The organism is Limnohabitans curvus (assembly GCF_003063475.1).
In the GTDB taxonomy this organism is placed as follows: Bacteria; Pseudomonadota; Gammaproteobacteria; order Burkholderiales; family Burkholderiaceae_C; genus Limnohabitans; species Limnohabitans curvus.
On the sequence record NZ_NESP01000001.1, the window covers coordinates 1,408,573 to 1,422,113 of the forward strand.

General features: G+C 51.9%; 13 protein-coding genes and 1 pseudogene. 7 read left to right on the top strand and 7 right to left on the bottom strand.

The window, feature by feature from the left end:
* The first annotated feature begins 63 nt into the window (after positions 1-63).
* Positions 64-423, top strand: a complete 360-nt coding sequence (locus B9Z44_RS07050) for a phage holin family protein (RefSeq protein ID WP_108359431.1) — start codon at positions 64-66, stop codon at positions 421-423.
* Here the strand turns inward: B9Z44_RS07050 and B9Z44_RS07055 are convergent.
* On the bottom strand, positions 376-1,980 hold the full coding sequence (locus B9Z44_RS07055; RefSeq protein WP_245912777.1) for a M48 family metalloprotease: 1,605 nt from the start codon (positions 1,978-1,980) through the stop codon (positions 376-378). The genes B9Z44_RS07050 and B9Z44_RS07055 overlap by 48 nt on opposite strands.
* Before the next feature lie 46 nt (positions 1,981-2,026).
* Here B9Z44_RS07055 and moaC point away from each other — a divergent pair, with 46 nt between their 5' ends.
* The 5 genes from moaC to B9Z44_RS07080 all read left to right on the top strand — a co-directional run bounded on the left by moaC (position 2,027) and on the right by B9Z44_RS07080 (position 6,225).
* Positions 2,027-2,503 carry a cyclic pyranopterin monophosphate synthase MoaC gene (gene moaC / locus B9Z44_RS07060; protein ID WP_108402038.1) on the top strand — a complete coding sequence of 159 codons (477 nt, stop codon included), beginning with the start codon at positions 2,027-2,029 and terminating at the stop codon, positions 2,501-2,503.
* 78 nt (positions 2,504-2,581) lie between these two features.
* A complete protein-coding gene (locus tag B9Z44_RS07065; protein WP_108402039.1) occupies positions 2,582-3,565 on the top strand; it encodes a tyrosine-type recombinase/integrase in 984 nt (327 codons plus the stop codon).
* Positions 3,566-3,812: 247 nt separating this feature from the next.
* Positions 3,813-4,055, top strand: coding sequence for a hypothetical protein (locus tag B9Z44_RS07070; protein WP_146180595.1), 243 nt, complete (start codon positions 3,813-3,815; stop codon positions 4,053-4,055).
* Entirely contained in the window at positions 4,055-4,720 is a 666-nt protein-coding gene (locus B9Z44_RS07075) for a bifunctional DNA primase/polymerase (protein WP_108402041.1), read from the top strand. Before B9Z44_RS07070 ends, B9Z44_RS07075 begins: the two co-directional genes overlap by 1 nt.
* Complete coding sequence (locus B9Z44_RS07080; RefSeq protein ID WP_108402042.1) at positions 4,717-6,225, top strand: AAA family ATPase; 1,509 nt, start codon at positions 4,717-4,719, stop codon at positions 6,223-6,225. Before B9Z44_RS07075 ends, B9Z44_RS07080 begins: the two co-directional genes overlap by 4 nt.
* A 501-nt stretch (positions 6,226-6,726) precedes the next feature.
* Here the strand turns inward: B9Z44_RS07080 and B9Z44_RS07090 are convergent.
* The 4 genes from B9Z44_RS07090 to B9Z44_RS07105 all read right to left on the bottom strand — a co-directional run bounded on the left by B9Z44_RS07090 (position 6,727) and on the right by B9Z44_RS07105 (position 9,996).
* Positions 6,727-7,338, bottom strand: a complete 612-nt coding sequence (locus B9Z44_RS07090; protein WP_108402044.1) for a hypothetical protein — start codon at positions 7,336-7,338, stop codon at positions 6,727-6,729.
* On the bottom strand, positions 7,338-8,336 hold the full coding sequence (locus tag B9Z44_RS07095; protein ID WP_108402045.1) for a M48 family metalloprotease: 999 nt from the start codon (positions 8,334-8,336) through the stop codon (positions 7,338-7,340). The genes B9Z44_RS07090 and B9Z44_RS07095 overlap by 1 nt, the downstream gene beginning before the upstream one ends.
* A 141-nt stretch (positions 8,337-8,477) precedes the next feature.
* Complete coding sequence (locus B9Z44_RS07100) at positions 8,478-8,723, bottom strand: helix-turn-helix domain-containing protein (RefSeq protein ID WP_108402046.1); 246 nt, start codon at positions 8,721-8,723, stop codon at positions 8,478-8,480.
* 131 nt (positions 8,724-8,854) lie between these two features.
* Positions 8,855-9,996 (bottom strand): IS3 family transposase gene (locus B9Z44_RS07105; protein WP_211308669.1). Its coding sequence is split into 2 segments (ribosomal slippage): positions 8,855-9,750 and positions 9,750-9,996, totalling 1,143 coding nucleotides; the frame shifts between segments, so codons are not numbered across the junction.
* 812 nt (positions 9,997-10,808) lie between these two features.
* Between B9Z44_RS07105 and B9Z44_RS07115 the strand changes: the two are divergent.
* Positions 10,809-10,991: pseudogene (locus B9Z44_RS07115) on the top strand (cyclic pyranopterin monophosphate synthase MoaC); the annotation flags it as partial.
* 17 nt (positions 10,992-11,008) lie between these two features.
* Here the strand turns inward: B9Z44_RS07115 and B9Z44_RS07120 are convergent.
* The gene (locus tag B9Z44_RS07120; protein WP_108402048.1) at positions 11,009-11,791 is read right to left on the bottom strand and encodes a glycosyltransferase family 2 protein; all 783 of its coding nucleotides are present in this window, start codon (positions 11,789-11,791) and stop codon (positions 11,009-11,011) included.
* 13 nt (positions 11,792-11,804) lie between these two features.
* Positions 11,805-13,484 carry a PglL family O-oligosaccharyltransferase gene (locus B9Z44_RS07125; protein WP_108402049.1) on the bottom strand — a complete coding sequence of 560 codons (1,680 nt, stop codon included), beginning with the start codon at positions 13,482-13,484 and terminating at the stop codon, positions 11,805-11,807.
* Between the last annotated feature and the right edge of the window lie 57 nt (positions 13,485-13,541).

Genomic DNA, 13,541 nt, shown 5'->3' on the forward strand with positions numbered 1-13,541 from the left:
ACCTAAAAAGCAGGGTGAAAGTCGGGGTGTGGATGATAGCGGCAATGCTATGCTGACCGAGCAATGAAACTACTTTTAACTTGGGTACTCCATGCCACAGCCTTGATGGCATTGGCACACCTATACAGCGGCGTTGAGGTCACAGGCTTTGGCGCGGCCATGGCAGCCGCCTTGGTCATGGGCATTTTTAACCTCATCGTGCGGCCCGCCTTGGTCGTGCTGACCTTGCCTGTGACATTTTTTACGCTGGGCTTGTTCTTGTTCGTCATCAACGCCTTCATGTTTTGGGCCGCGGCAGGCTTGCTCGAAGGCTTCTGGGTACGCGGCTTTGGCTCAGCCCTGCTGGGCTCGCTGATTTACTCCGCGTTTGGCGTGTTAATTGATGCCGCGCTCGAGCGCTTGTTCCCGCCGCAAATTCTCTAATTCGCGCAAACGGGCGTCAATGATGGACGCCTCCATGTGGCCCGCGCGGTCTAACTTGCCCTCACTTGCCATTTGGTGCGCCAACAGCTGCGCCGCCTTAAAGCGGTCGAGGGCTGCGCCGTAATCCAACTCCATGGCGCGCGCCTCTGCTTGTGCACGAATGGCGCGCAAGCTATCGCCTTGCAACTCATAGGCCGAGGCCTGCAGCAACCACGCCGACGCATCACGTGGGTGTTGGTTCAACCACAACGACAACTCAGTTGCCGCCACTTTGCCTTGCGCAGGCTTTTGCGTGGCAACGCGGCTACGTGCGAGTTGCATGCGCGTTGCGCGGTCATGGCTGGCTAACACGGCAACCTTCGGCTCAAGCAAGCCCACTGCTTGCGCAGCATCACCCGAGATCAAGGCCAGCTCTGCGCCCAGCAAACGCACCACGCGCAAGGCGCTGAGTTCTAGGCCACTCAAGCTTTGTAGCCGCACCAAATGCTGGCGTGCCGCAGCAAAATTGCGCTGTTCCATCTCTGCCAGCGTGGCGCCGTACAACACCCCCGCTTGTTTGGCTTTGCTGGCCGATAACAACGTTGTGGCATTCGCTTGGGCGGCAATGGTGCGCAACACATCCACACCAGGCTTGGCCAACACTTGGGCACGCGCAGACATCATGGCATGCGTGGGCGTGGTCGCGACGGCTGCACGCGCAGGTAACAACTGCTGACGCGCTTGGGCATCGGCGATGCGCTCAGTCGTCATGGGGTGGCTGCGCAAATAAGGAAAAGAGCCGTTGTCGTTCAAGCGGGCGGCTTGCTGTAGTTTCTCAAACATGGTGACAAAGCCTTGGGCTTCGTAGCCAGCTTCGGTCATCACGCCATAGCCCACGCGGTCGGCCTCGCGCTCCATATCGCGCGAGAAGTTCAGCTGACTTTGTATCGCGGCAGCTTGTCCACCGACCATCACGGCATTTGCTGCACTCATGCTGCTGGCGTTTGCTGTGCGACTGGCCGCCAACATGCCCAAAATCATGGCGCCCATCACCATCGGGCCTTGACGGCCTTGCTGCGCAATCATGCGTGCGATGTGGCGCTGCGTGACGTGGCTCAACTCATGCGCGAGCACTGACGCCAATTCATCCGCGCTGCTGACCGCCGAAATTAGCCCCAAATGCACGCCCAAGTAACCACCTGGCAATGCAAACGCGTTGATGCTGCGATCGCGAATGAGCGAAACCTCCCAAGAAAACTGCTGCTCCAGCTCGGGTGTCAACTCACCACGTTGACGGGCAGAAGCCAGCAGCGTTTGCCAGATCGACTGCAAGTAGTCGCCGAGCACGGGATCGTCTAAGTAATCGGGATCGCGGTAAATTTCCCGCGCAATGCTTTCGCCCAAGCGACGCTCGACGCCCAGTGGCACCTCTGCGCCATCGCCTAAATTAGGCAAGCGACTGGGATTGAGTTGCGCGTGGGCGGGCGCCACGGGCAGCAGCAAAGCCGCGCACACACTCAGCACGCCAAAGCGACGTAAAAGATGGGGCGAAAGCTGGGTGGAAAGCATGTGTGCCATGGACCGTATGATGCGGCTTTCATGTTAACCCGTTGTAAATTTCAGCATGTCCACACTCACACACTTTGACGCACAAGGCCAAGCCCACATGGTGGACGTGGCCGACAAAGCCCACACCAAGCGCGTGGGCGTGGCCACAGGCCGCATCGTCATGTTGCCCGCCACCTTGACCTTGATTCAAAGCGGCACCGCCAAGAAGGGCGATGTGTTGGGCATCGCACGCATTGCAGGCATTCAAGCCGCCAAGAAAACCAGCGACTTGATCCCCCTGTGTCACCCACTCGCACTCACCCGCGTAGCCGTGGTGTTTGCGATGGACGAAACCACACACAGCGTGCAATGCACAGCCACTGTAGAAACCGTCGGTCAAACTGGCGTGGAGATGGAAGCTCTCACCGCCGTGCAAGTGGCGTTGCTCACCATCTACGACATGTGCAAGGCAGTCGATCGAGGCATGACGATGACCGATGTGCATTTGCTGGAGAAGCACGGCGGTAAATCGGGCAGCTACGTAGCGGGTTAAGAACCGCTAACGTCGACATCGCCGATGAGCTAGCGAAAAAGTTGTTTGTCCAACGCCTGTCCAACTGAGGATCAGGAAATGGCATCTTTTCGCCAACGAAGCAGCAAATGGCAAGCACGCGTTACCCGTGACGGCTACCCAAATCAAGTAAAAACTTTTGAAGCTAGGGCTGATGCCGAACGATGGGCAAGGTCTGTAGAGTCAGCAATGGACAAGGGGCAGTTTGTTGATACACAAGAAGCTCAACGGACTACTCTGAGAGAACTCATTCTTAGGTATGTCAGAGAAGTAACGCCGACGATGAAATCGGTAACGGAAGACACATACAGACTCAAAGCGCTTGCGCGCCGCCCTATTGCTAATTGGAGCTTGATAAATTTAAGTGCTACACGGATTGCAGCTTTTCGTGACGAACGCCTCAAAGAGGTTAGCAACGGTACTGTCATCAGAGAACTAGCTTACCTTTCCTCCATCATCAATCATGCTCGCCGCGAATGGGACATCAACATGTCAAATCCAGTAATACACGTGCGTAAGCCTACTTCGCCAACAGGTCGTACTCGTAAGCTGTCTGACGATGAAACCACCAAATTACTGCAAGCCCTTGAGCCAACCGGTAGACAAAATACTTGGACTCGCCCTGTGGTTCTGCTAGCAATACAAACCGCCATGCGGCGAAGCGAGTTGTTAGCGCTACGCTGGGAAAACATTGATCTGACTCGCCAAACCGCATTCCTTCCCGATACTAAAAACGGAACGCCTCGAACGGTACCGCTTTCTGCCGCAGCTACAGAAGTTCTGCGCACAATTCCTCGCAACATTTCGGGTATTGTCTTTCCTGTGAAGTACTTCACACTTGATGCAGCCTTCAAGCGTGCCGTCAAACGAGCTGGACTTGTGGATTTCCATTTCCATGATCTCAGGCATACGGCAATTACGGCGATGGCAGAAAAACTGCCCAACCTAATCGAACTGTCGGCAGTTACTGGACATAAAAGCCTTTCTATGTTGAAGAGGTATTACCACCCTGACGTTGAGGAGTTAGCCCGCAAACTTGGTTAATACAAAGACAGCCTCTTCTATTGCACCGTTTTTACTGCTACTATCTTTGTGCGTTTGAGTTGTTGCTTGAACGTGACCGTCGTAAGGGATGGCTGTCCCAGAATGCACTCAGCATATAAATTAGCCAGCATCGCCCCAGCGCTATAAGCCAAAGGGCCGCTACAAAAAGTTCGGTCTCCAACTAAACCTGTTGGAGATCTTGCACTTTTTTGTAGCAGGTATCTCCGACATCTTGGAGATACCAATCATGATTACCCCTCTCACCAAAGCAGTTGAAAAACTTCTGGCAGCAAAGCCAGCATCTGGTCTCCGTCCAGAGACCGACGCCGAGTGGCTGGCACTTCAGCAAGCCAATGAAGTACTTGCGTACGAAATATTTCGCTCCGGTGGCATGCCGTCTGCTGATGCCCGTGTTTTAGCGCAAGCGTTATTTGGAGGCTCTACTGGTCGCGAACTGTTGGACATCGCACTCGCAGTGGAGGTCAAGTAATGAACGCCATCGCTGAAATCAAAAAAATGTGGCAGATCTTTTCTGTCGAGCCTAGCAGCGTTCTGGAGTTGAGAGCTATTTGGCCTAAGGGACATGCAGGCGCAAAGAGAACACAGTTCCATCACTTCCGCGTTCATGAGTTCAAAGACGTGAAAGCATGCCAAGCCTCCTTTGAGGAAATGGCGTTAGCGCTGAACGCGACTGGCTACAACATCTACATCGTGATGAACCCTATTAATCGCGAGTTTGCTGGCAGTTGCGCAAGTGACGCAGATATTCGTGTCCGTCAACTTTTACTAATCGACATCGACCGAAAGGGCGATACCAGCGTACCTGCTAGCCAAATGGAGTTGAATGCGGCACATCTTCTGTCATCAGAAGTCAGAGCATTTCTTGAAACTCAGAACTGGCAGACACCCTTTGAAGTCATGAGCGGTAACGGCTATCACCTTTACTACCCACTCTCAAACCTTCCTTGCACTGATAAAACCAAGAACGTTATTCAATGCACGCTAAAAAACTTGGCATCGCGTTTTGACAATGCAGTCGTTGCAATTGACACCGTTGTCTACAACGCATCACGTATTACCAAAGTCCCGGGCACTATCGCCCGCAAAGGCGTTGAGTCACAAGATCGTCCTTACCGAATGGCTGTAGTTCTATGAAAAATGACATCACCCTTGAAATGTTGACCAAGCTCAACGCAGAACTTGAATCGACTCCATCAAAATTGAACCCAGCATTGCGACCAGTTGCGCAGCCAAGTTCCTTGGGAAAGAATCTACTGGGGGTATCTAACCCTGAGACTGAGCATGCTACTGCTCGCATAAAAAGTGCACTTGCTCGCCTCTCATCAAATATAGGGCGCGGCAATGGTTCGTTCTTCGATCAGAACGGGGAACCTGAGCCTGCTTACTGGCAAGCAGTAGTTTGGGCCATCGCCAGTTTGGGATGGGACTGTGGCAAAGAGCTAGCACGTGAGTGGTCTAAGAAGGCGCCGAATTTATACGACGACGCAGGATTTGAAAAAGCATGGCGGGATTACAAGCCAAGCCATACCAACCCTGTTGGCATCGGGTCGTTCTACAAGTTTGCAAAACTCCATGGCTGGGAGCCGTCACCCGTCGATTCACCTACAGCTGCCCAAAAGCGCTACAAGCTTCTTGGTATTGATGACATCAAAGGCCTCCCACCTCTTCTATGGCGTGTGAAGGGCGTTTTTCCAGCTCAAGGACTTACGGCCCTGTATGGACCTAGTGCATCCGGTAAATCTTTCTTGGCGTTGGATATGGCAGCAGCGATTGCTCGAGGGGAGACATGGTTTGATTGTCGAACTCAAGCGACGCCAGTCATCTACGTGGCCCTTGAAGGGGAGTCTGGTTACAAAAACCGCATCACAGCATGGGAGCGGGATAAGAAAACTCGCTGGCCTGCAAATTTTCACTTTGTCATGGAGCCTTTCAAAATCAATGACGCTGTTGATGTCGACGAGCTTGCAGCGCAGTTGCCACAAGGGGCGGTCGTTTTCATTGATACGCTTAACCGCGCATCACCAACAGCAGATGAGAACTCAAGCCACGACATGGGCCAGATTCTTGAGGGGGCAAAGCGACTGCAATCTGCTATCAAGGGACTTGTTGTTTTAGTTCACCATACTGGCAAGGATGCAAGTAAGGGGGCGCGTGGTCATAGTTCATTTTTTGCTGCACTTGATGGCGCTATACAAGTAGAGCGTACGGCCACAGGTAAGTCATGGAGCGTTGCTAAGGCCAAAGATGGTGAGGATGGAAAAAAATATCCCTTTCGCTTGAAGCAGCATTTCCTTGGGCAAGACCAAGATGGCGATCAAATTTCAAGCTGCTCTGTCGAACGCGACCGCGTACTACTTGCCGTTCAATCTGTTCCTAAGGGAGCGACACAGCGTGACGCGCTCAAGCAAATTAAGAACATGATTGAAGATAGCAACGATCTTGGGATGTCAAATTCAATGACTCACGTGCAATGCCTGCAAGTTGATATGGCAATTCAAGCTTTAGCACCAACCTTAGTTGCAACAGCGCCCAATAAGCGTCGCCATCGCGCGCGTAGCTTGGTTGAGAGTCTGATAAATGGTTCCTATCTCGACTCAGGTTTAGATGGCGAAGTCGGTTGGATATGGTTGCCTTCTTAACAGGTCCTGACTTATCGAGTCCATAAGTCCCCCCCCTTATAGGGGGGGTGGACATTGTGGACATTTGGGCCGCTCTCCCTCAAGTCATTAATCAACAGTTTGGACATTTTCCCTTCGTTGGGTTACCGCAATTTTGTTGATTTCAGTTCGCGAGGAGCCTTGCAACACACACCGAAAAGATGTCTAACCGATGCCACTTCCAAACCTCACAAAACCCGAACACTTTTGCCAAGCAAAAAAACGATCAACTGGAGAACAGTGCAAAAACCCTGCTTCGTACGGGTGTCAGACTTGCCGATACCACGGCGCTAGAAAACAGACAACTGTTCTTAAAGGTGAGAATCATCCAAACTATAAGCATGGACAACGAAGCATTGATGGACTTCGCGCATATCAAGAGGCATCTAAGCGGCTACTGACGATCGAGTCACTCGGACTAAAAATCGGGCTCCTAGCAGGACCACGCATCAAGGGCCCTAAACCGCATTGATGGGGCGTTAATTATTGAATCGGAACTCCTATGCAGGAGGCTCGTAACGTATGTATCCTTGCTTTCAATTCCGCCTTTACGGAGTCTGCGGTTGACTCATCAGTAAATATCAAACGCATTGACATATCCATGCTTGCGCTGTCTCGTTCTTTCCAGCGTTTTATTCTTGCATTGGTAATGCTAAAACCTTGTTTTTCGATTAATCGAAGTATGACTGACTCAAAACACCAGATGGTAGATGTCTCCATCAGCTTTCCAAGGCTTGGATCTTTGTGAATTAAGCTCGCGACTAGCCGCATTGCTGCTTTGTCACCAGTTGCTACAAGGTTTACTCGCTCAACTTCGCATAGAAGCGCAAAGATCTGCTGTTCTCCTGAATCTAAGCTCTCAAAACGGGCAAGCATATTTAGACTTGCCTTGGGGATCTGTTTGGTCTTCTTAAAAAACTTTTCAAAATCAGCGAGCGCATCGCTGGAGCTAGAAAGCTTTCTCCTCAGCTGAAATGCCACATCAGGTAGAACCCAAATATCGTTTGGCGGGACTTCGACTATTTGAAGAAATTCGCTTAGAAAACTACAGTACGCTAGCTTGCGGATGCAATCGGAATCGGCAATTACTACCATTACTTTGTAAGTTCTTTAGGCGCAGCTAGGTTAGGTTGATAAGAGCACGCCTTTTGAATAATTTCAAGTTGATCCTCTGAAATAGGCCCTTCAGTAAACCAATTGAAAAAAGTTCCGTTGACTTCTTTTATCGCGGCTTCACTAGTTTGATGCAACTCGTTAAGTGCCGCTTTTGCCAATTTGAATTGGTTACTGTGATGCCCGAAATTCAGCAAAATATGACCGGGGTCAACTTGGGATGATTCACCCATACTGGTAGCAGCAACCGCAAGCTGTTTTGCAGGCATTAATGATTTAACTGTGTATTTTTTTTCAGCACCATTCAGCAAAAGTACACCGTATTTATCAGCCTGCTTTTCATCGTCATCCTCTGCATTATTTCCAATTTTTTCATCAGCAAAAAAACCATCTTGATTTAGATGTCCGCATGCAATGTGACCTAGCTCGTGGGCCAGCCAGAAAAGCATTTCTGACTGGCAACCCTTTCTTGAAAGAATGATGGCATATTTGCCACTCTCTCTAACTACTAAGCCGGTCATTTTCTTCCCTGGTAAGTCATCAACATGCATCACGGGAATATTTGCTGCTGAACACCATTGAAGCAATGTGGTTAGATTAACGCTATCTCCATTGGTAAGGCATTCGCTACGTAACTCTAATGGTTCTTGTGGAACAGGCGTCTGGTTCTCAATTGAAAACAATACGACTCTTGCAATGCCCGTCGCGTAGTGCGCGCTTAGGCTCACTTCTTTTTCGGAAACATTGCGACTGAGCTTAAATTTTCTCTGTGTTTGTCTGAACTCAATACGTTTTTCGTCAAAGCTACGGATGTCTAAATTGAAGGCTTTAGATAGATAGATTTGAGCTTGCTGCAACCCTGAATCAGTCGAGGCTATTGAGTCTTCCCACCATGAAGGGAATGCCTTACGTGCGAAAAAGGTGCTCACTCCAAGAGAGTGAAGCTGAGAATAAAGCGATTGCATTTTCGAGTCTGGCATAGCCAACTCCTAGAGTGAGTAATTTTCGATCCTCATGCTGTAACCGAAAATAAATTAGCCTTCAATAATACCAACGTTGATAAAAATTACCTAGCAAGATTTGCATTATCGTTGCCAAAACGTACCCATCTCCATCAGCTACTAGTAACCAGAGTCCAATAACAATTTGGAAGGTTTGATGCCCAAGGCGGTAGCGATCTTTAAAATATTTATGGCTGTAACGTTATGCTCCCCACGTTCGATTCCACCCATATAAGAGCGGTCTAGCCCCGCATCCACGGCAAGGGCCTCTTGCGATAGTTTCATGGCGAGCCGCGCTTTGCGAATAGCCAACCCCAAGTCAACTAAGACCTGATCTCCTGCGTGCTTTGGGGATGGTTTTGCCATACCCGTGATCGTCTAATTTTGACGGAGAAAGAACCACGGGATAAGATACCCATCTTTCTATCGAAAATTTAAGCATGGTTACTTTACTTTCCTATGTTGTTTTGGCATTCCCCCAAACCTCTAGACACTTTTCATAGCGCAGTTTGACGCTGCCGCTCGAACTCATAGGGGCTGAGTTGATCGAGGTGCTTATGGCGTCGAACTCGATTGTAGAAACCCTCGATGTAATCGAAGATGTCCGACTTAGCTTCAGCCCGAGTTTGGTAAATCCGCTTCTTGATTTGTTCGCTCTTCAAATTACTGAAGAACGATTCAGCAACCGCGTTATCCCAGCAGTTGCCTCGACGGCTCATGCTCGGGCTCAGTCGGTTGTCTTTGCACCAGCGGTTGAACTCATCGCTGCCAAATTGGCTACCCTGGTCAGAATGGATGATCACTGAGTCCTTTGGCCTTCTGCGCCACACCGCCATCGTCAATGCATCCAGCACCAAGCTCGTCTGCATGCGTGGGCCCATACTCCATCCCACCACCGCACGCGAATGCAAATCTAGTACAGCCGCCAAATACAGCCACCCTTCATGTGTGCGGATATACGTGATGTCCGTCACCCAAGCTTGGTCGGGTTCGTCGTGTTGGAACTGGCGCTGCAACTGGTTGGGCGCAACCAATGAAGGCTTGCCCACTTTGTACCTAGGGCGTTTGTAGCCTCGAACTGATTTGATTTGAGCCACACGCATCAGCCGCGCCACACGGTTTTCGCTACAAGCCACGCCAGCTTCACGCAGGTCACAGAAGATGCGCGGACTGCCGTAGATGCCCATGCTCTGGTCGTAGAACTCTTTGATCTTTGCCGTCAACACCTCATTGGCTCTTGCCCTTGCTGAGAGCGGCTCATGCAGCCAAGCGTAGTAGCCGCTGCGGTGAACTTTGAGAACGCGGCACATGCTGGTGAGTTTGAATTCGGATCGGTGGGCTTGAATAAATGCGTACTTCACCCGGACTGCTTTGCAAAGTACGCGGCGGCCTTTTTTAGGATATCGCGCTCCTCGGTAGTGCGTCTTAGCTCAGCCTTGAGCTTGGCCATCTCGGCTTGCAGCACCTTTAGATCGTTGGTAGATGGTTCATCAGCCTTTTTGAACTTACTGACCCACGTGTACAGAACACCTTCAGCAATGCCTAGTCGCTTGGCTACATCGACAACCGAGTGGCCTTTATCGATGACTTGTTTGACTGCCTCGTCTTTGAACTCAGGGGCATATTTCGCTCGTTGCATTTGCAATTCTCCATTTCAGTTTTGACATCATATTTGTCTACTGATTTGGGGGAATGCCATTGGAATTGTTGCGACCAACACGGAATCGGAAAAGTTTATGCAAAAGCATGGGATTCCTAAACGCCGGAATTGAGCATGGGAACCGGATTAAAAGCTACTTGCACCTGCGGTTATGAAGATGGGAGCATCATTGGGTCTACTCGTCTAGAACATGGGAAAGTTTTTGATTTCCCCCACTTCTGCAATGACTGCAACAGCGTGACACGTGTTGATGTACTTTCGGAAACGCCTTGTTGCAATGAGTGCGGTAGTTCCAATGTCACAAGTTATGAAGCCAAAACAAAGCTTGTACCTAATAGGCTGCTTGAGAAGCTGGGCATTGATTTCTTGCACAAACGGGGGTACCACACTCGGCAAGAGGAGCTTGATCCGTCTTACTGCGAGAAGCTCAAAAAGACTCTTGTAATGCTGAGATGGTGGAACTACTGCCCAAAATGCAAAACAAACAACATGGCCTTCTACCCGTACATCTACTTTGATTGAGTCAAACGTTAGACAAGACTTCATGACATTTAGACTCCAAGTGCTGAACTTGGTTTATCACTGTTAACAGGGACCCTTCTGGATTTAGGGGGGTGGGGGTACGGTAGGGGCAACTTGTGCTGGATTTCTCAAATCCACTTAACTAGTGTGCAAACGAAATGCGTTGTTGTTCACAAAGTCAGCTTGATTTACACTGAATGAGGACGAGTAATCTTGTCCAAATTTTGTCCAACTAACCATTCAGGATGTTGTTCAAACTACTTTTGCACTGCACAGCCACTGTAGAAACCGTCGGTCAAACTGGCGTGGAGATGGAAGCTCTCACCGCCGTGCAAGTGGCGTTGCTCACCATCTACGACATGTGCAAGGCAGTCGATCGAGGCATGACGATGACCGATGTGCATTTGCTGGAGAAGCACGGCGGTAAATCGGGCAGCTACGTAGCGGCCTAAAAACCATCTATGTGCGCTTACTTTGCAGCAGCCTCTTCAGCCTGCTGCATTTGCCAAATCTTCAAATACTTGTAGTAGCTCGTCTCAGCATTCGAGATAGACAGCGCCAAGCCATGTCCGCCATCTAAGAAGCCTCGGCGAATCACATAGGTGCGAAAGAAGGCCCATGCACCGTGGCCCAAAGCCCCCGCCACCGACGAACGCTTACCGCGCGCGTAGGCTTGCTTGGCTGACGCGCTGGAATAGGCATCGACCTTTGACAACACTTGCGAGAAGTTGAGGTAGCTGTAATGCAGCAAATGGTTTTGCAACGCGTGCACGGGCAACTCGGTCACCACACGTTCATGCACAAGATCGTCTGAAAATCTTGCCGTGCCACGCTTGAACAAGCGCAGCACATAGTCTGGTTGCCAGCCCGCATGATGGATGAATTTGCCGCAATACGACGACAAGCGGGGCAGCTTGTAGGCCACGTCGGACGCTTCCGCTTGCAACACCTGTTTGATTTCCGCAGCCAGTGCGGGCGTGACGCGTTCGTCTGCGTCAATCGACAACACCCAATCACAGGTGGCCAAATTTAAGGCTCGGTTTTTTTGTGGCCCAAAGCCTGGCCAATCAGCAGGCTGCGCCACTTTGGCGCCATGCTGCTGGGCAATGGCCACGGTGGCGTCTGTGCTTTGGCTGTCCACAACAATGATTTCATCCACCAACCCGCGCATGGACTGCAAGCAGTCGTGCAGGTTATGCGCTTCGTTGCGCGTGATGACAATGGCCGAGAGGGTGGGGTGAGCGTGGGTCATGTTGCAGATGAGTTTAGCGCGGCGTGTTTTGTTTCACGTCTTCTAAGCGCGCAGCCAAAGCTTGGGCCTCTTCGTGATGCCCGAGCAACTTGCCACTGTCGATCACGCGTTGCACCACGCGCGCTTCGGGCGAATAGTGCATCAAGCGCACCGCTTGCGGATACAGCTCAGCCGCGTTGTCCGCCGTCACGGTTTGTGTGGTGAGTTCAGCAAAATCGGCTTGGTTTTTGAACAGCCACGATTGCTTGGCGTGGTGCAGCGGGTTGTCACGGTAAGCCGCATCACGCGAGGCGGCTTGTCGGTAAATTTGGCCAACGCGGTTGAAATCCCACGCGGCATACAAGCACCCGATGAAGAGCAATGCTGCGACCCACATGGGACCTTCTTGTGCTTCTTCCTCAGCCGCCGCATCAGGGGCCGCCCACAACAAACCGATGGCCAAGCCCAATGTCATTTGAAACGGGCCGTACCAAAGTGGGTACTCCAGCAAACTGTGCAAGCCCAGCACGACCAGCAAGCACCAGGCCATCACACGCCACGCGTGCTGCTCACGCCAAGGCTTGCGACGCAGCACCCACGCAGTCATGCCAATCATGACCACCAACGCGAATGGCACGCCCAGCTCCAACGCCACGTGCAAGGGAAAGTCGTGCGCGTTGTCGAGTATGTCGCAAAAACGCAGGCTGCTGTAGCCGGTCATGAAGTGCGCGTAATCGGTCTCACCCCAGCCCCAGCCCAACCACGGGTGTTGCGCAATCAAAGCCAAGACGTTGGCCCACAACACGCGGCGCCCCCCGCAGGCGGCGTAGTCTTGCGCTTGGCCGGTGACCCGCAAAATCATGCTCGCACCCCATTCGCCTGTGGTTTGCAATGCCAACCAAGGCATCAACACCGACCACACGGCCACCGACACAGGCGCGGCCAAGGCCAGCCACACCAAGCCTTTGCCAGATGCAGCATCTTGCTTAGCGCTGCGCCAGCCCCAAGTCGCCATCAACACGCCCACCAACGCCCATTGCATGGCCCCCGTGCGCGACACCGAGCACGCCACACCAGCAGCCAACACATTGAGCAACACCACCGCCAACACCCAAGTGGAGCGCTGCAGGGTGTGCCGCTTGGCCTGCGCGGCCACCCAGCCCAGCAAGGCCACCAAACCTAAGCTGGTGAGCGATGCAAACTGGTTGCGCTGACGCAAATTGGCAAAGGCATCCCCCTTCAAAGGTTGGTTCACCCAAGGCGACAAGCCATGTGCCAAACCCAAATACTGCAACATGCCCAGCACCGCACTGATGGTCGCGGCAACGATCAGGCCCCACACCACCCACTGCAGCAAACCTTCGTCTACAGCAGCACGCCGGCCAACGGCCACCATCAGCCACACACACATCAGCGACGCCAACAAACCTGCGGTTAATGCGCGGTCCACCACCTGCGGCACCCACAGCAACGAAGCCAACAACCACAGCAACAGCACGCCCAGCACCACACGCGAGGACATCGGCCAACGCGGCTTCGCCAAGGGCAACTCCACCACCGCCAACAAGGCGCAGGCGGCCAACATCCAACTCACCAGCAAAGGAATGACCGATGTAGATGGACTGCTGGCAAATGGGTTGAGCCACGGCAGAGCGATGCACGCAACAAGAATGACATTGCGCACCAAGATGCTTTGGGCTGTAGACGAATTCATGGTGAGATTTTCTATCAGTCACGCACCTAAAAAACAAAGGCGCCCGTGGGCGCCTTG

Coding starts and splice junctions, on each gene's coding strand:
- B9Z44_RS07055 (WP_245912777.1), bottom strand. CDS start 1,980: ATGGCACACATGCTTTCCACCCAGCTTTCGCCCCATCTTTTACGTCGC.
- B9Z44_RS07080 (WP_108402042.1), top strand. CDS start 4,717: ATGAAAAATGACATCACCCTTGAAATGTTGACCAAGCTCAACGCAGAA.
- B9Z44_RS07090 (WP_108402044.1), bottom strand. CDS start 7,338: ATGGTAGTAATTGCCGATTCCGATTGCATCCGCAAGCTAGCGTACTGT.
- B9Z44_RS07100 (WP_108402046.1), bottom strand. CDS start 8,723: ATGGCAAAACCATCCCCAAAGCACGCAGGAGATCAGGTCTTAGTTGAC.
- B9Z44_RS07070 (WP_146180595.1), top strand. CDS start 3,813: ATGATTACCCCTCTCACCAAAGCAGTTGAAAAACTTCTGGCAGCAAAG.
- B9Z44_RS07120 (WP_108402048.1), bottom strand. CDS start 11,791: ATGACCCACGCTCACCCCACCCTCTCGGCCATTGTCATCACGCGCAAC.
- moaC (WP_108402038.1), top strand. CDS start 2,027: ATGTCCACACTCACACACTTTGACGCACAAGGCCAAGCCCACATGGTG.
- B9Z44_RS07095 (WP_108402045.1), bottom strand. CDS start 8,336: ATGCCAGACTCGAAAATGCAATCGCTTTATTCTCAGCTTCACTCTCTT.
- B9Z44_RS07050 (WP_108359431.1), top strand. CDS start 64: ATGAAACTACTTTTAACTTGGGTACTCCATGCCACAGCCTTGATGGCA.
- B9Z44_RS07125 (WP_108402049.1), bottom strand. CDS start 13,484: ATGAATTCGTCTACAGCCCAAAGCATCTTGGTGCGCAATGTCATTCTT.
- B9Z44_RS07075 (WP_108402041.1), top strand. CDS start 4,055: ATGAACGCCATCGCTGAAATCAAAAAAATGTGGCAGATCTTTTCTGTC.
- B9Z44_RS07065 (WP_108402039.1), top strand. CDS start 2,582: ATGGCATCTTTTCGCCAACGAAGCAGCAAATGGCAAGCACGCGTTACC.